We start from the raw sequence: 17,498 nt of genomic DNA, 5'->3' as shown, positions 1-17,498 counted from the left end.
TTTGCTCCTTGGAGGGCGCTCTCGCCATCCGGAGCAAGCTTGAAGGCTGCTACCGGACAGGTCGCTCGATCGCTCTCGATAGTCGACTGTCGGGGTCCATTGATCTTATCCGGGTTCAATTGGCGTCCTGTGACACCTGAAGCGGAAATGCGCCCAAAATCGTTCCGCGTCAAGCACCTCCGCCGGTCGCTTGAATCGAAATATTTCATCAATCCGGCTGATCGCTTGGTCAATTAAATTCGCTTTTGTTAATTGATGCCGCGACGTAGGTTTCGGCACATTGTTTGGAGATGCCCATGTCTGCCCCATCCGCCCTTTCAGCACCTGCCGCGAGCCGGCCCATGCCCTGGCTTATCATCGTCGCCGGCTCGCTGATTGCCGTACTCACCTTCGGCCCGCGCTCGGCAATGGGCTTCTTCCAGTTGCCGATGCTGCAGGATACCGGCTGGGATCGCACGACGTTCGGCCTCGCCATGGCCTTCCAGAACCTCGCCTGGGGTGTCAGCCAGCCGTTCTTCGGCGCCATTGCCGACAAGTTCGGCACCTGGCGCGTGCTGCTGATGTCCGGGGTCCTCTATGCGATCGGTCTCTTCCTGATGTCGTTCGGCACCTCGCCGCTCTGGCTGCATATCGGCGGCGGCGTGCTGGTTGGTCTCGGCGTCGGCTCCGGCTCGTTCGGCATCCTCTTGTCGTCCTTTGCACGAAACGTCACGCCGGATCAGCGCTCCATGGCTTTCGGCATCTGCACGGCGGCGGGTTCGGCGGGCATGTTCCTCTTCGCCCCCCTCTCGCAGGGGCTCATCAGCGCCTATGGCTGGTCGGACAGCCTGATCTATCTCAGCGTGCTGATGCTGCTCGTGCCCTTGATCGCCATTCCCTTGCGCGGCAATTCCTCGTCCGGCATCACATCCGCAACCGAATACAAGCAGACGATCGGCGAGGCGTTGCGCGAAGCGCTCGGCCACCGCAGCTACTTGCTGCTCGTGTCCGGCTTCTTCGTCTGCGGCTACCAGGTCGCCTTCATCACCGCGCATTTCCCGGCCTATCTCGGCGACCTCGGTATCGATGCGCGTTATGCCGTGATCGCGCTGGCGCTGATCGGTTTCTTCAACATCATCGGTTCGCTGGCCGCCGGGGTCATCGGCCAGCGCTACTCGAAGCCGTATTTCCTGGCCTATATCTACATCGCCCGCTCCGTTGCCGTTTCGGCCTTCATCCTGCTGCCGAAATCACCGGTCTCCGTCATCATCTTCGCCATCGTCATGGGGCTGCTCTGGCTCTCCACGGTGCCGCCGACCAACGGCCTCGTCGCCATCATGTTCGGCACGAAGCATCTCGGCCTGCTCGGTGGTATCGTCTTCCTGTCGCATCAGGTCGGCTCGTTCCTCGGCGTGTGGATGGGCGGCTATCTCTACGACCAATTCGGCACCTATGATCCGGTGTGGTGGCTTGGCGTGGTGCTCGGTATCTTCGCGGCCATCGTGCACTGGCCCATTCAGGAAAAGAGCGTTCCGCGCCCGGCCATGGCCTGACGGAAATGATGCCGCCGCCCGAAGGAATTCGGGCGGCGGTTCTTGCAAAGCGTCACAAAAGTTTCTAAATCTGAACCACCGGCCAATGCCGGTTTTGTTTTACGGCTATTATGCTCAGATTGAGCAAAATAGCGAGGCCGCCGAAACCAGGCGGCGCAAGAGGAGGGTTCCATGACCGTTCTGGCTCCGCATGCGGCAGAAGCCGAGGCCGCGCGTCCGTTGACCGCCGCCGAGCGTTTTGGCGTTCTGGAGAAACCCGACCTCACCTTCACACCCGAAATCGCCCGCGAGACGGAACACTTGTACGAAAAGGTGAAGCAGTTCATTCCCGCCTTCGAATGGCCGGTTTATGCGCCCTACGTCGCCGCCATCAACCGGCTGAAGCGGGAGCGTGGGGCGGTGATCCTCGCGCACAATTACCAGACACCGGAAATCTTCCACTGCGTTGCCGATATCGTCGGCGATTCGCTGCAGCTTGCCCGCGACGCCACCAAGGTCGATGCCGAGATCATCATCCAGTGCGGCGTGCATTTCATGGCCGAGACCTCCAAGCTGCTGAACCCGGAGAAGACCGTGCTGATCCCGGATTCGCGCGCCGGCTGCTCGCTGTCGGAATCGATCACCGGTGAAGACGTGCGCCTGCTGAAGCAGCGCTACCCCGGCGTGCCCGTAGTGACCTACGTCAACACGTCGGCGGACGTGAAGGCGGAGACGGACATCTGCTGCACCTCGTCCAACGTGCTTGCCGTGATCGAGAGCCTGGAGAGCGACACGGTCCTGTGCATTCCCGACGAATATCTCGCGATGAACGTCGCCAAGCAGACGAACAAGAAGATCCTGACCTGGAAGGGCCATTGCGAGGTGCACGAGCGCTTCACGGCGGCCGAACTTCTGTCCTACAAGGAAGCTCATCCCGGCATCGAGATCATCGGCCATCCGGAATGCCATCCTGATGTCATCGCCGTCTGCGATTTCGCCGGTTCGACCTCGGGCATGATCAACTATGTGAAGGACAACCGCCCTTCGCGCGTGCTGCTCGTCACGGAATGCTCGATGGCGTCGAACATCCAGGCGGAACTCCCCGGTGTCGATTTCATTAAACCCTGCAATCTCTGTCCGCACATGAAGCGCATCACGCTGCCGAAGATCCTCGACAGCCTGGTGACCATGACGGAGGAGGTTCTGGTCGATCCGGCGATTGCCGATCGCGCCCGCCTCGCCGTGGAGCGGATGGTGAACCTGAAGCAGTAGACCCTCCTGCAGGGAGGGGAAGGGGCAGGAGTGCCCCGCAGCTCGCCTTCCGGGCAGGAGGGTCGAGCGGCGTGTCGGAGGAAAGAGCATGCCCATTGATAGTTTCCGCCCGCAATCCTGGAACGGCATCGATGATATCGTCATCGTCGGTGGCGGCCTTGCCGGCCTTTTCTGCGCGCTGAAACTCGCGCCGCGTCCCGTCACAATCCTCGCCGCCGCGCCGATCGGTCAGGGCGCGTCCTCCGCCTGGGCACAGGGTGGCATCGCGGCGGCCATGAGCCCCGGCGACACCTTCGACAAACACGTCGCCGATACGCTGGAAGCCGGAGCGGGCATCGTCGACGAGAAGATGGCGCGCTTCATGGTCTCCGAGGGGCCGGCGCGCATTCATGACCTTCTCGAATACGGCGTGCCCTTCGATCGTGACCTCGAAGGGCAGTTGTTGCTCTCGCGCGAGGCCGCCCATTCCGAGCGCCGCATCGTGCGCGTGAAAGGCGATATGGCCGGCAAGGCCATCATGGAAGCGCTCATCGCCGCCGTGCGCAACACGCCGTCGATCCGCGTTCTCGAAGGCTATGTGGTCGAGGAGCTGGTGCGCGAAGGCCGCTTCGTATCGGGCGTGGTGGCCCGGCCGGATGCCGGCCAGGCGAAGAACCGCGTGCATTTCCCGGCGCGCGCCGTGGTGCTGTGCTCGGGTGGCGTCGGCCATCTCTTCGCCGTCACGACGAACCCCTGGGAAGCCTGCGGCCAGGGCGTCGGCATGGCCGCACGCGCCGGTGCGATCATCGCCGATCCGGAATTCGTGCAGTTCCACCCGACCGCCATCAACATCGGCCGCGATCCCGCGCCGCTCGCCACCGAGGCGTTGCGTGGCGATGGCGCGCATCTCGTCAATTCCGCCGGCCACCGCTTCATGCTCGATATTCACGCGGATGCGGAACTCGCCCCGCGCGACATCGTTTCCCGCGGTGTCTTTGCCGAGGTACAGGCCGGTCGTGGCGCCTTCCTCGATTGCACCAAGGCGGTGGGCGCGCATTTCCCCGACATGTTCCCGACGGTCTACGCCTCCTGCATCGCCGCCGGCATCGATCCCGTCACTCAGCCGATTCCCGTCGTCCCCGCCGTTCACTATCACATGGGCGGCGTGCTGACGGATGCCGAGGGGCGAACCTCGATCGACGGTCTCTGGGCGGCCGGCGAGGTCACTTCCACAGGCGTGCATGGTGCAAACCGCCTTGCCTCCAACTCGTTGCTCGAAGCCGTGGTCTTTGCCGCGCGCATCGCGGAGAACATCAAGGGCATGTTGCCGGAGCCGAAGCTCAACGACTGGGGCAAGAATGCCGGCGAGAGCGACGATCTCGTGACGATCGAGGACAGCGCCGCGTTGAAGCGCCTGCGCCGGATCATGAGCGACCATGTGGGCGTCATCAGGACCCGCGACGGCCTGAAGGCCGCGATCCGCGAGATTGTGACGCTGGAGCGTGAAAACAGCCGCATGCGCTTCCACAACATCGTTACGACCGCCAAGCTCATCGCGACCGCGGGTTATTTGCGCGAAGAAAGCCGTGGCGGCCATTTCCGCTCGGATTTCCCCGAACAGAAGGCCAACTGGAAACACCGCACCTTCATCACACTGGCGGAAGCCGAGAAGGTGGCGGCGGAACTCTCGGAAACGGCGGCGGCTTGAAACCGACGCCGTCCCATCGAAACTGAAGCAGGACACGCCCATGACCACCTCCTATCTCCCCGTCCTTTCTCCGTTGCTGGTGGAGGAACAGGTGCGCGCGGCGCTTGTCGAAGATCTGGGCCGGGCGGGCGACATAACCAGCCAGGCGACGATCGGGCCGGATATGAGGGCGACGGCGGAGTTGAACGCGCGCGAACACGGCGTCGTGGCCGGGCTCGACCTGGCGCGCGAAGCCTTCCGGCTGATGGACCCGTCGATCCGTTTCGACGCCTTCGTGAAGGACGGCGACCGGCTCGATCCCGGCACGGTCATCGCAAAAGTCTCGGGACCGGCGCGGGCGGTGCTTTCGGCCGAGCGGGTGGCACTGAATTTCCTCATGCATCTCTGCGGCGTGGCGACCCACACCGCGCGCTTCGCCGAGGAGATCGCGCATACATCCGCGAAGGTCTGCTGCACGCGCAAGACCATTCCGGGGCTGCGGGCGCTGGAAAAATACGCGGTGCGCATGGGCGGCGGTTCCTCGCATCGCTATGGCCTCGACGATGCGATCCTGATCAAGGACAACCACATCGCGGTGGCTGCCGGCGTCGAAGGAGCGATCCGCTCAGCCCGTGCCTTTGCCGGCCATCTCGTCAAGGTCGAGGTGGAGGTGACGACACTGGAGGAGCTGGAGGAGGCGCTGGAAGCGCAGCCGGACGTCATCCTGCTCGACAATATGGGACCGGAGCTTTTGCGCCGCGCCGTCGAGATCAACCGCGATTGCGCCGGCCTGACGGACGAAGCCTATGTCACCGACGCGCGCCGTGTGAAGCTGGAAGCATCGGGCAACGTCAATCTCCAGACGATCCGGGCGATTGCCGAGACCGGCGTCGATTATATCTCGACCTCGAAGATAACCATGGCTGCGCCCACGCTCGACATCGGCCTAGACGTCGTGGTGCGCTGACGGGGAACACCCTGGAGAAAGATGCGTTCCGGTTCCATGGCCAATCATGGAAAGGACGCATCATGTGGAAGATTTTGACGCTCGCGACGATGGCGGGCACGCTCGCGGCGCTGGGCGCGCCGGCTCTTGCCCAACAGACGAAGAATACGGCGGAAGCGAATTTCACCGACGTCAAGGGCAAGGAAACCGGTCGTGCGCATCTGAGCGCCGGCAATGACGGCGTCCTCTTCGAGGTCGAGATATCAGGGCTCGAGCCGCGCAAATGGATGGCGCTGCATATCCATGAAACCGGCAATTGCGATGACCATGCCGAAGGCCACAAGGCGGCCGGCGGGCATTTCAATCCCGACAAGAGGGCGCACGGTTTCGTCGCCGCCACTGGTCCGCATGCGGGTGACCTGCCGAACCAGTATGTGGCGGAAGATGGTGTGATGCGCGCGCAAATCTATTCGACGATGGTGCGCCTCGACGATGCCGAGCGCGGCATTCGCGGGCGGGCGCTGATCGTGCATGCGGGCTCGGACGATTACCGCACCGACCCGGCCGGCGGCGCGGGCGACCGGATCGCCTGCGCCGTGATCGAGTAAGTCCTATTCGGCCAGGTTCTGGCTGAAGGCGATGCGCACGCGCCTGTTCATCTCGGCTCGTCCTGAGTTCGGTGGCAAAACAGGCGAAAGGGGACGTTCCGGCAAAGCAGGTCCAGCGAAGTGCGAAGCGGTCTTGCCTGCGCGACTGCGCTGGAAGGTTATCGCGTCCCAACCTTGAGGCCGGGCGCCGGGCGCTCCTCCAGAATGCGTCTGCGGAAACGGAACAGGGCGGCGGGCCGGCCGCCGGTTGCGGAAGTCGAACCACCGGTCGGCTCGACGAGTTCGGCCCCCTCGACCAGCCGGCGAAAATTCTGCTTGTGCAGGTGCCGGCCGGAGATTGCCTCCACGGTCGCCTGCAATTCGGTGAGCGTGAATTCCGGCGCCATCAGTTCGAAGATGACCGGGCGGTATTTGAGCTTGCCGCGCAGGCGCGCCATGGCGGTCGCGACGATCCGGCGGTGATCGTGGCGCATGGCGATGCCTGGCGAGGACGTGCAGGGGCGGGTGCGCCCGTCCGTGACCGCCTCTTCGGCAAGGCCGGCTTCATAAAGCAGTTCGTAACGCTCCAGCACGCGCTCCTCGTCCCAGGGAAAGTCGTCGAGGCCGAAGGCGAGCCGGATGCGGGTCAGCGGCAGAGGCGTCGTGTTGAGGCGCTCCTCGCGCATCACATCGCCTGCCCATCGCTTCAAAGCGGGTATGATGAGCTGGTCGATCACCGCAGGTCGGCCCTGCCGCCAGTCTTCCCAGGGCAGATAGGTGTACCAGTCGCGCCATGCCGCACCGGCTTCCGCAAGCTGTTCATTGGCCTCGGTGTCCGTGCGCGTCAGGGCCAGATAGCCGACGGAAACCATGTGCGTGCCCGCTTCGTCCGGTAATTTCTGCCGGCCGCGGTCGCCGAAGGTATAGAGCTGCTCGATATAGCCGAGTTTCAGCGCGGTCTGCGCCTCCACGCTGGCGCGCAGGCTGGTTTCGAACGTGCGATGCAGCTGCGGATCGAAAGGTCCGAAGGGCAGGGCGTCGCGTTCTCCGCCATGGCCGCCGATGGCGAGGATGCAGGGGCTGCGGCCCGAAATCGCGACCACCGCCGCATTGAGGCCGATTTCGACCGGGGGGCGGGTGCGCGGGTCCGTCATGGCTCCACCGGACTTGCGGAAAAGACGAAGGGACTGTCGCCGACATAGTCCGCCCCACGGCCGATGGCCTTGACGGCGGTGACGAGCCGGCCATTGCGCCCCAGCACATGATCGCCGATCTCGATGAGCCGTACATTCGGTGTCGCCTGTACGGAGGCATGGCGCAGGCGTTGCGCCAGGTCTTGTTCGTCCTGATCGGGTTCGATGGCGAGCGCGCTGATCAGCGCGGCGGCGGGCGAGCGGGACACGCCCATCATGCAATGCACGAGGAGTGGCGCCCCCCGGTCCCAGCCACGCGCAAAATTGACGATGGCGGCCACATGGTCCTCACCGGGCGCGACGAGATTGCCCGTGCCGGCAAAGGCGATGTCGTTGACGCCGACGATGAGATGGCGCCCTGCATCGATAACGGCAGGGCGATGGAAGTTCTGCTTCGGTGCGACGAGGCTCAGCATCTCGCGACAGCGGTGCCGGATGGCGAGTTCCGCGATCTTTCCAAGCGGTGCGACGACGATCGTGCCCATGGTCACATCGCTTTCGCCAAAAGGCCGCGCTCGCGCTCCAGCGTCTCGAAACGTTCGGTAAAGCGGCGCTGCGCCTCGGCTGTAGGCACGGGGGTGATCTCGATCATGTCGAGCGTGATGCCGCGCGGCGCGCCGAAGAATTTGACGGCTTCGGCATGGGAAAAGCCGGCCAGCTCCGTCGCTTCGAAGAAGGCGGCGACCTGGTCGGCCTTCTTGATCTTCGCTTTCAGTGTGGCGGGCGTTGCGGACGGCAGGCCGAAGCGCAGGTGCACGGCGGTTTCGAGGCGCTTTTCCACCGTCTTGTAACCGCCGCCGACCACCGCCTTGAAGGGCGAGATCATGTCGCCGATCACATATTCCGGCGCGTCGTGCAGCAGGGCGACCAGGCATTCATCGGCATTGCAGCGGTTCTGCCGGCGGAAGATCGCTTCGACGATCAGCGAATGCTGCGCCACCGAAAAGGCATGCTCGCCATTCGTCTGGCCGTTCCAGCGGGCGACGCGGGCAAGGCCATGGGCGATATCGGAGAGTTCGATGTCGAGCGGCGAGGGATTGAGAAGGTCGAGACGTCGGCCGGACAGCATGCGCTGCCAGGCGCGGGGTTCTGCCTTGGCACGGGCCGCATCGCTCATTGCGCGGGCACCTCGGAGGCTTCTTCAGGGAAAGCGAGGCCGGTCCAGGCGGGCAGGGCAAGGGTCACGACAACACCGTCGGCGGTGATCGGCGTGCCGCTGTTCATGGCATCCGCCGCACGGTCGATTCGCACGATGGCGAGGCCGCGCGTTCCGGAAACGCTGCCGAGCGTGCCGACCGGCTTGCCGCCCGCCATCAGGTCCGTGCCGCTGGCGGGCAGGGCGCTTTCACCCGTGACGAGGGCCGGGCGACGCCGGGCGGTGCCGCGGTGCTGCATGCGGGAAACGACCTCCTGCCCGACATAGCAGCCCTTACGGAAGGAAAGTCCGCCGTTCAGATCCAGCAGCACATCATGCGGGAAGGCATCGGAGAGCGGATAATCGCGGCCGGCCTCCGGCAGGACTGTGTCGATGCGCAGGGCGTCGTAGAGCGCCGGATCGTCGCTGCCGCCGGCGCCGGGGCGGCGCGAGACCTCGAGCCCGGCCCTGGCAAAGCGGGCGTCGCGGGCGATATCCGGCTCCGCGCCGTCCCAGGAAACGGTCGCCTCGTCGCCTTCGACGACGGCAAGATCGACGGCGGCGCGCAGCTTGTACATGGTCAGCCGCTTTGCGAGCGCATCGCGCTGCTCGGCGGTCGTTTCAAGAAGGAAGGCATCCGGGCCGTCGCGGCGGATGAGAAAATCGAAGAAGATCTTGCCTTGCGGCGTCAGGAGCGCGCCCGGCCGGATCTCGCCCTCGGGCAGGGAAGGCAGGTCCGTGGTGATGAGCGCTTGCAGAAAAGTCTCTGCATCCTTGCCGGAAAGTCGGAGAAAGGCGCGGCCGGAGAGCGTGACGGAAGGCATGGTTCGATCCAGATTTTTCATGCGCCGGCGGTCTGTGCCGGCACCTTGGCGCATCAGTGCGCCGTCGAAACAGAAGTAGAATGGCCGCAGCGCTTTCGCAAGGTCGGGGCGGCTTGTCTCGCGATCCGGATTGGATATGAAGAGCGCAATCGATGACGAGGCGATGGATGACCCCGGCGGCACTTCCCCACGATGCATGGTGCGCCTGGCACCCGCAGGAACTCGCCCGCAGGCTCTGCGGCATCGCGCGCCCGTGGTGCGTCGTCGGCGGCTGGGCGCTCGATCTCTGGCACGGGGTGGAGACACGGCCGCATGAGGACCTCGAATTCACTATCCTGCGCGATGATTTCGGCGTCTTTCGCGCCGCGCTGCCGGAGATGCGTTTCCATGCCGTCGGAGACGGGCAGGTCGAACTGCTCGGCGAGCATGAGGCACCGGCCGCCGGCATTGCCCAGGTGTGGTGCGAGGACATCGCCGCGCGTTGCTGGCGTGTGGACATGATGCTGGAGGAGGGCGGCAACCCGGAAACGTGGGTCTACAAGCGCGATCCATCGGTCCGCCGGCCACGTGGCGAGATGGTGCATGTGACAGCCGCCGGCATTCCCTATCTCGCGCCGGAGGCGATTTTGCTCTTCAAGGCAAAATACCGGCGCGACAAGGACGAACTCGATTTCGAGAACGCCCTGCCGAAGCTCGATGGTGCACAACGGCGATGGCTGCAGGCCCGCATTGCCGAGGCCTATCCCGAACACGGCTGGCTTCAGGCGCTCCAGGCTCAATCGCCCGTGACGAAGAACTTCCACTGACCATCCGGCGTGATGCCGACACGGTAGAAATTGTAGCTGCCGAACTCCTGCATGTCGGAGAAGTCGCCAGCGGTCACGATGCGCAGCAGCTCCACCCTTTCCGGCGGCGTGAGGCCGGCCAGCGGCTTTTCGGCGAAATAGGGCCAGACATACATGTCGTCAGGTGTACCCTCGCCGACATGGACGAAGCCGGTCGCCAGGACGTCGAGCAGGATCGCCAACACCTCGATGCCGTCGCTGTCACCGGACTGGCCCTTCAGCGTTTCGACCGGGCCTTCCTCGGTCTCGACGAGGGAGACCTGGGTTTCCGTGACACCCTTGCCGAGCAGCGGGCGCAGGCGCTCGATATCGCCGGAGGCGGCGGCCTCGACGATGAGCTGGCGCATGCGGCGCACGGCTTCCGGCGCCTTGTTGATGTCGTAGAGCACCTCGACCGGCTTTTGCGGCTCGTCGGGCTTGTCGTCGGTGACGACAGGCTCCTTCTCGGCGGGCTCGGTCACCGTCTCGTTCTTGCGAATCAGCGGGTCCGGCAGCGGCAGTTCGAGTGGGGAGGCATCTTGCTGCTTTTCCTCGACGGGGGCTGCCTTGTCGGCCTCTTCCGCCGGCTTCTGCGGCACCTCACCCGGCTGATGCTTCAGTTCGCTGAGCGCGAAAGCGGGGCGCATAGGGGCCACGAGCGCCGTCGTCGCCGAAAGCACCGACAACACGATGAGGCTGTTGCGAAACAGCTTTTTGCCGTCAGCCGACATCTGCATGACCTGTCTTTCCAGCCTGGAGCATTTAATTCGAGCAATTCAGACGCAAAACCGCTCCCGCACTTTTGCCGTAGAGCTCTATTGCAGGATGCGCTCGGGGGAGAATTCTCCAGCCAGCATACGCTCGCGCAGCGATTCGAGCATCGCCTCCGCGCCACTTTCACCGTGGATGCGAATCGTTTCGCGCATGGCGAGCGCGATTGCGGCATCGGCGATGATTTCAGGCTCGATGCCGTCCGCCATGCCGTCTGCCCAGGCTTCGTTCTGGTATTCCAGAGCGGCCTGCATCTTCTCGTGCACGATCATCTCGTCGATATCGTTGAGAGTAGGTTCCATCAATCGGTCCATGCGCGGCATTCAGTTCTTACTGCACTGTTAACGACCTTAGCAGCCTTTTCCCAAAACGGCACTGGGTCATGAGAAAAGAGGTTAATTAACCGCTAATTTCCAAACCTTGCGGTAATTTCTGTGGCAAGTGTTGCACCTTCGTTACGATATCTCTCTTCTGCGACAACAGCCGAGTCGGTGCAAGCGGTATAGATGGCCGCAAAGGAACGATATCCCCGGTTGAACGCCGCCGTCAGCTTCTCCTGCCGCTTCGGTTCGTTGCCCGCTTCCAGCGCGATCAGCCGCTGCATGGAGGCGCGCCAGTTGTCTTCGGCCTTGTCCGTGCAAAGGTTGCGCAGGTAGTGCACCGCGCCCAGAATCTCCGAAAGGCGCTCCAGCCGCTCGTCATAGGGGGCAGGCTTTTCCTCGACGGCCGGGGTGGCGGGCGTTTCCTTCGCGGTGTCGCCGGAAGCCTTTTGGGCAAGCGTCGGGCCGGCAAGGACGAGGCCAAGGAGCAGGGCAAGGCGAATCACTTTCATGCGGAAAGCCTCGACCGCTCGGCTTCCAGCCGCGCGATGCATTCGCGCACGCTTTCGGGCGCCGGCATGTTCGCGATCTCGCCCGCCGTGTACCAGCCGACGCTCGCCGCGTCGTCCGCAGCGATGGCGACGGCCGAGGCGTCCGCTCTCACCTTGAAGACGGAGAGGAAAAAGGAGGGGCTACCGGGGCCGTCCTCGCGGCCGGGCAGATCATAGGTCGCGAAAAGCATCGGCTTTTCGGCCTTGATGCCGGTTTCCTCGAAGAGTTCGCGCAGCGCCGTCTCGGCCGGTGTCTCGCCCTCCTCGCCGCGCCCGCCGGGAAAGGCGTACATCGCATCCGATGGCGGCTTCGTGCGCAGCACGAGCAGGTAGCGCCCGTCGCGCTCGATGATGGCGGAGGAGGCGGGCTGGGGCTTCTTCGACTTCTTCATCGGGGTCCGGTCTTCTGGCGCTTCATTGACCCCTTATAGGCAAAGTGCGATGACGGCGCCATGTGTGGACGTTATGCATTGCTCGCCAAGACGGACCTCGCCGAGGCGTTTTTCGATCTTGCTGAACTGGATGACCTGCCGGCGCGCTACAATATCGCGCCGACGCAGCCGATCCTGATCGTCGTCGCGGGCGAAAAGCAGCAACCCGGCAGCAACCTGCCGGAGCGCAGGGCCATGCTGGTGCGCTGGGGCTTCATGCCGGGCTGGGTGAAGGACCCGCGCGATTTTCCGCTGCTCATCAATGCGCGCTCGGAGACAGCCATCGGCAAGGCCTCGTTCCGCGCCGCCATGCGCCACCGTCGCATCTTGGTGCCGGCTTCCGGCTTCTTCGAGTGGCGGCGGCCGGAAGACAAGAGCGAGAAGGCGCAGGCCTATTTCATCCGTCCGAAGAAAGGCGAGATCGTCGCCTTTGCCGGCCTCATGGAGACCTGGTCCTCGGCCGACGGTTCGGAGGTCGATACCGGTGCGATTCTCACGGCCAAAGCCAACAACGACATTTCCCGCATCCATGACCGCATGCCCGTCGTCATCCGCCAGGAGGATTTTTCCCGTTGGCTGGACTGCAAGACGCAGGAGCCGCGTGACATCCTGGATCTCATGAAGCCGATCGACGACGGATTCTTCGAGGCTATCCCGGTATCGGACAAGGTCAACAAGGTCGCCAATATGCGGCCTGACATCCTCGAGCCTGTCGAGGAGCGGGCCGATCCGGCGCCGCTCAAGAAAAAGGGCACCGATGCGCCCCCGTCCTCCGGCCAGCTCTCGCTGTTCTAGATCTCAGTCGAACAGCGGCTGGAGTACGGCCGGAATGTCGCGCTCGCGGCGCGGCTTCTCGGTTTTCACGCCCGGCTTGCACTGCGTAGCGGCGACCACGGCGCGCAGGCCGATCGGCTTGTAGCGCGCCTGCAGGTTTTCGCGGGCCTGCGTCGTCTCAGCCGGTTTCTTGGGTTCGTTCTGCATTCTCGTTCTCCTGAAGTTTTTCTCATCAGGCAGCGCCCCGATCCCCCGGTTGCGACCCCCAATGAGCTATGCGTTTAAGTGGCCCTTTCGGCTAAATTCTGCTCAAACTTTGATCGCTCTGCGGCAGAAGGCCAAATCGGTGGATTTTCACGGTCAAGAATTGTGACCGTCGTAACATTCATTTAGGCGGCGTCTGCCGGACCCTGGTTTGCAGGAACGCGGCGATGATGGCCCTGAGGCTGAACGGATTGCCGCCACCGGCGGTTTCCTGTTGCGGGCGGTTCTCTTGCTCTTCGCATTCCTCGCGTTTGGTGCTTTTCATCGTGGTTCGCCTTGGTTTTCCGGCGGTTTGTCCCGCTTCGATGCCCTCTTTTTCTCATGCGGAAGCGACCCGTCGTGTCACCCTGGTAACAGGCGGAGAGGTCAAGGATTTTCATTAGGAAAGGCGTTCGCCCGCTTGACCGGACGCTTGCGGGGCGCGATAAAGCACGCATGAAAACGGTACTCTGCATTCGCCGGAGCATTATTCGCTAGCGCACGCGCTGGCCCGGCCGTTTTCGTCTCCCAAAAACTCCGGATGACAAACGACCCGGCCAGCCGGGTTTCTGCATTTCTGGGAGATTTCCATGGCCGAAAAGCCGGTCCTGTCGCTGTACAACACGCTCACGCGCTCGAAGGGGGCTTTTGCGCCCATCGATCCCGACAATGTGCGCATGTATGTCTGCGGTCCGACGGTCTATGACTTCGCCCATATCGGCAATGCGCGGCCCGTCATCGTCTTCGACGTGCTGTTCAGGCTGCTGCGCCATGTCTTTGGCGAAAACCACGTCACCTATGCGCGCAACATCACCGACGTCGATGACAAGATCAACGCGCGGGCGCTGCGCGATTTCGGCGCCGAGATCGCCGACGGCACTGTCTCGTTGAACGAGGCGATCCGCCGCGTGACGGAGAAGACGGCGAACCAGTTCCATGCAGACATCGTGGCGCTCGGCGCCATGCAGCCGACGCACGAGCCGCGCGCCACCGAGTTCGTCCAGCCGCGCGACGATGGCAAGGTCGACATGATCACGCTGATCGAGCGCCTCATCGAACGCGGCCACGCCTATCAGGCGGGCGGCGAGGTGCTGTTCGACACGCAGTCGATGGCCGATTACGGCGATCTCTCCAAACGCCCCCTCGACGAGCAGCAGGCCGGCGCCCGCATCGCCGTCGATGCGCACAAGAAGAACCCCGGCGACTTCGTGTTGTGGAAGCTTTCCTCGCCGGAAGAGCCTGGCTGGGATAGTCCCTGGGGCCGCGGCCGTCCGGGCTGGCATATCGAGTGCTCGGCCATGTCGGCCGCCTATCTCGGCGAGACCTTCGACATCCATGGCGGCGGGCTCGACCTGATCTTCCCGCACCATGAAAACGAGATCGCCCAGTCGCGCTGCGCCCACGGCACCAAGGTCATGTCGAATGTCTGGATGCACAACGGCTTCCTGCAAGTCGAAGGCCGCAAGATGTCGAAGTCGGAAGGCAATTTCTTCACGATCGCCGAACTCCTGCACGAAGAGAAATTTGGCGGCCGCAAATGGCCCGGCGAGGTGCTGCGCCTTGCCATGCTGATGACGCATTATCGCGAGCCGATCGACTTCTCGGTCAAGCGTCTGGAGGAGGCCGAGCGCCTTCTCGCCAAGTGGCCGGCCGGCGGCAACCCGGCGGAAGGTCGCGTGGACGAAAGCGTTCTCGCGCCGCTCTATGACGACCTGAACACGGTCGGCGCGGTTCAGGCGCTGCACGCGCTTGCCCAATGCGCCAACAGCGACCCGCTGATGCTGCCGGTTTTCGCCGCCAGCGCCGAGCTGCTCGGCGTGGCTCCGAAAAAGATCGAGGTTTCGAAGGCGCTGGAAGACAGCGTCGAAAGCCTCATCCAGCTCCGCCTCGAAATGCTGAAGGCGAAGAATTTCACCGAGGCCGACAAACTGCGCGACGACCTCGCTGCCAAGGGCATCCAGCTCAAGGACGGCAAGGACCCTGCAACGGGCGAGCGCGTCACGACGTGGGAGGTGAAAAGGTGAGCACACCTTTCTACACCGGCGGATGCCAGTGCGGTTCCGTGCGCTTTCATGTCGAGGGCGCGTTGGGCGATGCATCGGTCTGTCATTGCCGCATGTGCCAGAAGGCGAGCGGCAATTTCTATCTGCCGCTCGTCTCGTTGCGCGCTGCAAAGCTCACCTGGACACGCGGGGAGCCCAAGCGCTTCCAGTCGTCCAATCACGGTTATCGCGGCTTCTGCGCCGATTGCGGCACGCCGCTGACCTACGAGGCGCCGGACGGCGTGGCGCTGACGATCGCCGCCTTCGACGACCCCGCCGAGATCGCGCCGCGCATCCAGTGGGGCATCGAGGCGAAGCTGCCCTATGTGGATACGATCCACGACCTGCCGGGCGAGGACACCATGGCCGATCAGGATGCGGCCTCGTTCCTGGCGGACCTCGTTTCCTACCAACATCCCGATCACGACACCGACACCTGGCCGCCGGAGCGCAAGCGATGAGCATTTCGCGCATCTATACGGGCGGTTGCCAGTGCGGCGCGGTGCGTTACCGCGTCGAGGGCACGCTCGGCGATCCGCATCTGTGCCATTGCCGCATGTGCCAGAAGGCAGCCGGCAACTATTTCCTGCCGCTCGCCAATGCATTGCGCGAAAAATTTTCCGTCACGCGGGGTGAACCCGGCTGGTTCCAGTCGTCCGGGATCGTGCGCCGTGGTTTCTGCCAAGCCTGCGGCACGCCGCTGTTCTACGACGGGCTCGGCGCCGACCACATCAATGTCACGCTCGGCTCGCTCGATGACCCCGATGACGTGCGCCCCATCGCGCAGTCCGGCGTCGAATCGCGGGTCGTCTTTTTCCAGCATCTGCCGAAGCTGCCCGAAAGCGAAAGCAATGAAGGCGAGGGCGGCGAGGAGCGGCATGTGACGATCCGCGCCTCGAACCGCCAGCATCCCGATTACGACACCGACCATTGGCCGCCAGAAGATTGAGAGATGGGGATTGAAAATGACTGAGACCGTTCGAACCGGAGGCTGCCAGTGCGGCGCCGTGCGTTTTCGCATCAGGGGTAAGCTCGGCCGCCCGTCGATCTGCCATTGCCGCATGTGCCAGAAACAGTTCGGCGGCTTCTTCGGCCCGCTCGTCACGGCCGAGGGCGAGGTGGAATGGCCGCGTGACGAGCCGACCTATTTCCAGTCTTCCATCAACATCGCCCGCGGCTTCTGCAAGCAGTGCGGCACGCCTCTGGCCTACAAGCATCCGGGCGGCCTCGAAATCGCTATCGGCGCCTTCGACGACCGCAGCGATCTCGCCCCGCAGATCCAGGTCAATTACGGCTCGCGCCTGCCATGGGTGGAGGAAATCTTCGCGGCACCCGTCCATGACGACCCCAACTATTACAGCCAGCAGGAGCACATCATCTCCTTCCAGCATCCCGACCACGACACCGAAAACTGGCCTGCCCACGGAATGAAACTATGACTGCCGCCTTGCGTACCCTCTACCCCGAGATCGAACCCTACGCTTCCGGCCAGCTGGATGTCGGCGACGGGCATGTCGTCTACTGGGAGCGCGTCGGCACGCCGGGCGCAAAGCCCGCCGTGTTCCTGCACGGCGGTCCCGGCGGTACGATCTCGCCGAGCCATCGGCGCCTGTTCGATCCCGCGCTCTACGACGTGACGCTGTTCGATCAGCGCGGCTGCGGAAAATCCACGCCGCATGCGGAACTCGACGCCAACACGACGTGGCATCTCGTTGACGACATCGAGCGTTTGCGCGACATGGCCGGCGCCGACAAATGGCTGGTCTTCGGCGGCTCGTGGGGGTCGACGCTGGCGCTCGCCTACGCGGAAAAATACCCGGAGCGCGTCTCCGAACTTGTCGTGCGCGGCATCTACATGCTCACCAGGGGCGAGCTTGACTGGTACTATCAGTTCGGCGTCTCGGAAATGTTCCCGGACAAATGGGAGCGCTTCATCGCGCCCATTCCACCCGAAGAACGCCACGAGATGATGCAGGCCTACCATCGCCGCCTGACAAGCGACGACAAGGCGACGCGCATCGAAGCCGCCCGCGCCTGGAGCCTCTGGGAGGGCGAGACGATCACGCTGCTGCCCGAGCCCTCGACTAGCGGCAAGTTCGGCGAGGACGAATTCGCCCACGCCTTTGCCCGCATCGAGAACCATTTCTTCGTCAATGCCGGCTGGATGGACGAGGGGCAGCTGTTGCGCGAGGCGCACAGGCTCGCCGGCATTCCCGGCGTCATCGTGCAAGGCCGCTACGACATGCCGTGCCCGGCAAAATATGCCTGGCAGTTGCACAAGGCCTGGCCGGACGCGGAATTCCACCTCATCGAAGGGGCGGGCCATGCCTATTCGGAGCCGGGCATCCTCGACCGCCTGATTTACGCGACCGACAAATTCGCCGGCAAGCCGTAAGACAAGACGTTCC

The 17,498-nt window shown here is 63.8% G+C and carries 22 protein-coding genes; 12 read left to right on the top strand and 10 right to left on the bottom strand.

Annotation, left to right across the window (positions count from 1 at the left end):
* Window positions 1-296: 296 nt before the first annotated feature.
* The 5 genes from MUO32_RS07210 (at window position 297) to MUO32_RS07190 (ending at window position 6,003) form a co-directional block, all read left to right on the top strand.
* The gene (locus tag MUO32_RS07210; RefSeq protein WP_257947542.1) at window positions 297-1,532 is read left to right on the top strand and encodes an MFS transporter; all 1,236 of its coding nucleotides are present in this window, start codon (window positions 297-299) and stop codon (window positions 1,530-1,532) included.
* A 171-nt stretch (window positions 1,533-1,703) separates the two neighbouring features.
* Complete coding sequence (gene nadA, locus MUO32_RS07205) at window positions 1,704-2,783, top strand: quinolinate synthase NadA (RefSeq protein ID WP_257947541.1); 1,080 nt, start codon at window positions 1,704-1,706, stop codon at window positions 2,781-2,783.
* 88 nt (window positions 2,784-2,871) lie between these two features.
* Window positions 2,872-4,470, top strand: coding sequence for an L-aspartate oxidase (locus MUO32_RS07200; protein ID WP_257947540.1), 1,599 nt, complete (start codon window positions 2,872-2,874; stop codon window positions 4,468-4,470).
* A 40-nt stretch (window positions 4,471-4,510) separates the two neighbouring features.
* A complete protein-coding gene (gene nadC, locus MUO32_RS07195) occupies window positions 4,511-5,416 on the top strand; it encodes a carboxylating nicotinate-nucleotide diphosphorylase (RefSeq protein ID WP_257947539.1) in 906 nt (301 codons plus the stop codon).
* A gap of 62 nt (window positions 5,417-5,478) precedes the next feature.
* Window positions 5,479-6,003, top strand: a complete 525-nt coding sequence (locus MUO32_RS07190; RefSeq protein ID WP_257947538.1) for a superoxide dismutase family protein — start codon at window positions 5,479-5,481, stop codon at window positions 6,001-6,003.
* Window positions 6,004-6,161: 158 nt separating this feature from the next.
* Here MUO32_RS07190 and MUO32_RS07185 read toward each other — a convergent pair whose 3' ends face one another.
* The 4 genes from MUO32_RS07185 to MUO32_RS07170 are packed head-to-tail and all read right to left on the bottom strand — an operon-like array spanning window position 6,162 to window position 9,134.
* Window positions 6,162-7,136, bottom strand: a complete 975-nt coding sequence (locus MUO32_RS07185; protein ID WP_257947537.1) for an NAD regulator — start codon at window positions 7,134-7,136, stop codon at window positions 6,162-6,164.
* A complete protein-coding gene (locus MUO32_RS07180; protein ID WP_257947536.1) occupies window positions 7,133-7,660 on the bottom strand; it encodes a tyrosine phosphatase family protein in 528 nt (175 codons plus the stop codon). The genes MUO32_RS07185 and MUO32_RS07180 overlap by 4 nt, the downstream gene beginning before the upstream one ends.
* A 2-nt stretch (window positions 7,661-7,662) precedes the next feature.
* On the bottom strand, window positions 7,663-8,292 hold the full coding sequence (locus MUO32_RS07175; protein ID WP_257947535.1) for an HD family hydrolase: 630 nt from the start codon (window positions 8,290-8,292) through the stop codon (window positions 7,663-7,665).
* Window positions 8,289-9,134 (bottom strand): folate-binding protein YgfZ, encoded by an 846-nt coding sequence (locus MUO32_RS07170; RefSeq protein WP_257947534.1) that lies wholly within the window; start codon window positions 9,132-9,134, stop codon window positions 8,289-8,291. Before MUO32_RS07170 ends, MUO32_RS07175 begins: the two co-directional genes overlap by 4 nt.
* Window positions 9,135-9,301: 167 nt before the next feature.
* Between MUO32_RS07170 and MUO32_RS07165 the strand changes: the two genes are divergently transcribed.
* A complete protein-coding gene (locus MUO32_RS07165) occupies window positions 9,302-9,940 on the top strand; it encodes a nucleotidyltransferase domain-containing protein (RefSeq protein WP_257947533.1) in 639 nt (212 codons plus the stop codon).
* On the opposite strand, the gene MUO32_RS07160 is transcribed toward MUO32_RS07165, so the two are convergent.
* From MUO32_RS07160 to MUO32_RS07145, 4 genes are all read right to left on the bottom strand, one after another.
* Window positions 9,910-10,689, bottom strand: a complete 780-nt coding sequence (locus MUO32_RS07160; protein ID WP_374708629.1) for a hypothetical protein — start codon at window positions 10,687-10,689, stop codon at window positions 9,910-9,912. The genes MUO32_RS07165 and MUO32_RS07160 overlap by 31 nt on opposite strands.
* 84 nt (window positions 10,690-10,773) lie before the next feature.
* On the bottom strand, window positions 10,774-11,043 hold the full coding sequence (locus tag MUO32_RS07155; RefSeq protein WP_257947532.1) for a hypothetical protein: 270 nt from the start codon (window positions 11,041-11,043) through the stop codon (window positions 10,774-10,776).
* Window positions 11,044-11,135: 92 nt separating this feature from the next.
* A complete protein-coding gene (locus MUO32_RS07150) occupies window positions 11,136-11,561 on the bottom strand; it encodes a TIGR02301 family protein (protein ID WP_257947531.1) in 426 nt (141 codons plus the stop codon).
* Window positions 11,558-11,992, bottom strand: coding sequence for an NUDIX hydrolase (locus tag MUO32_RS07145; protein ID WP_257947530.1), 435 nt, complete (start codon window positions 11,990-11,992; stop codon window positions 11,558-11,560). The genes MUO32_RS07150 and MUO32_RS07145 overlap by 4 nt, the downstream gene beginning before the upstream one ends.
* 60 nt (window positions 11,993-12,052) lie before the next feature.
* Here MUO32_RS07145 and MUO32_RS07140 point away from each other — a divergent pair, with 60 nt between their 5' ends.
* Entirely contained in the window at window positions 12,053-12,826 is a 774-nt protein-coding gene (locus MUO32_RS07140; protein WP_257947529.1) for an SOS response-associated peptidase, read from the top strand.
* A gap of 3 nt (window positions 12,827-12,829) precedes the next feature.
* On the opposite strand, the gene MUO32_RS07135 is transcribed toward MUO32_RS07140, so the two are convergent.
* On the bottom strand, window positions 12,830-13,012 hold the full coding sequence (locus tag MUO32_RS07135; protein ID WP_257947528.1) for a hypothetical protein: 183 nt from the start codon (window positions 13,010-13,012) through the stop codon (window positions 12,830-12,832).
* A gap of 178 nt (window positions 13,013-13,190) precedes the next feature.
* Window positions 13,191-13,334 (bottom strand): hypothetical protein, encoded by a 144-nt coding sequence (locus MUO32_RS07130; RefSeq protein ID WP_257947527.1) that lies wholly within the window; start codon window positions 13,332-13,334, stop codon window positions 13,191-13,193.
* Between the two features lie 304 nt (window positions 13,335-13,638).
* On the opposite strand from MUO32_RS07130, the gene cysS reads away from it, so the two are divergent.
* The 5 genes from cysS to pip are packed head-to-tail and all read left to right on the top strand — an operon-like array spanning window position 13,639 to window position 17,485.
* On the top strand, window positions 13,639-15,072 hold the full coding sequence (gene cysS, locus MUO32_RS07125; RefSeq protein ID WP_257947526.1) for a cysteine--tRNA ligase: 1,434 nt from the start codon (window positions 13,639-13,641) through the stop codon (window positions 15,070-15,072).
* A complete protein-coding gene (locus tag MUO32_RS07120) occupies window positions 15,069-15,551 on the top strand; it encodes a GFA family protein (protein WP_257947525.1) in 483 nt (160 codons plus the stop codon). Before cysS ends, MUO32_RS07120 begins: the two co-directional genes overlap by 4 nt.
* Window positions 15,548-16,039: a GFA family protein gene (locus MUO32_RS07115; protein ID WP_257947524.1), complete on the top strand. Its 492-nt coding sequence runs from the start codon at window positions 15,548-15,550 to the stop codon at window positions 16,037-16,039. The genes MUO32_RS07120 and MUO32_RS07115 overlap by 4 nt, the downstream gene beginning before the upstream one ends.
* A 16-nt stretch (window positions 16,040-16,055) precedes the next feature.
* Complete coding sequence (locus tag MUO32_RS07110; protein ID WP_257947523.1) at window positions 16,056-16,529, top strand: GFA family protein; 474 nt, start codon at window positions 16,056-16,058, stop codon at window positions 16,527-16,529.
* Complete coding sequence (pip, locus tag MUO32_RS07105; protein ID WP_257947522.1) at window positions 16,526-17,485, top strand: prolyl aminopeptidase; 960 nt, start codon at window positions 16,526-16,528, stop codon at window positions 17,483-17,485. Before MUO32_RS07110 ends, pip begins: the two co-directional genes overlap by 4 nt.
* The last annotated feature ends 13 nt before the right edge of the window (window positions 17,486-17,498 follow it).

It is taken from the genome of Shinella sp. CPCC 101442, from assembly GCF_024704725.1.
Classification (GTDB): domain Bacteria; phylum Pseudomonadota; class Alphaproteobacteria; order Rhizobiales; family Rhizobiaceae; genus Shinella.
This window is presented reverse-complemented; position numbering and strand designations above follow the sequence as displayed.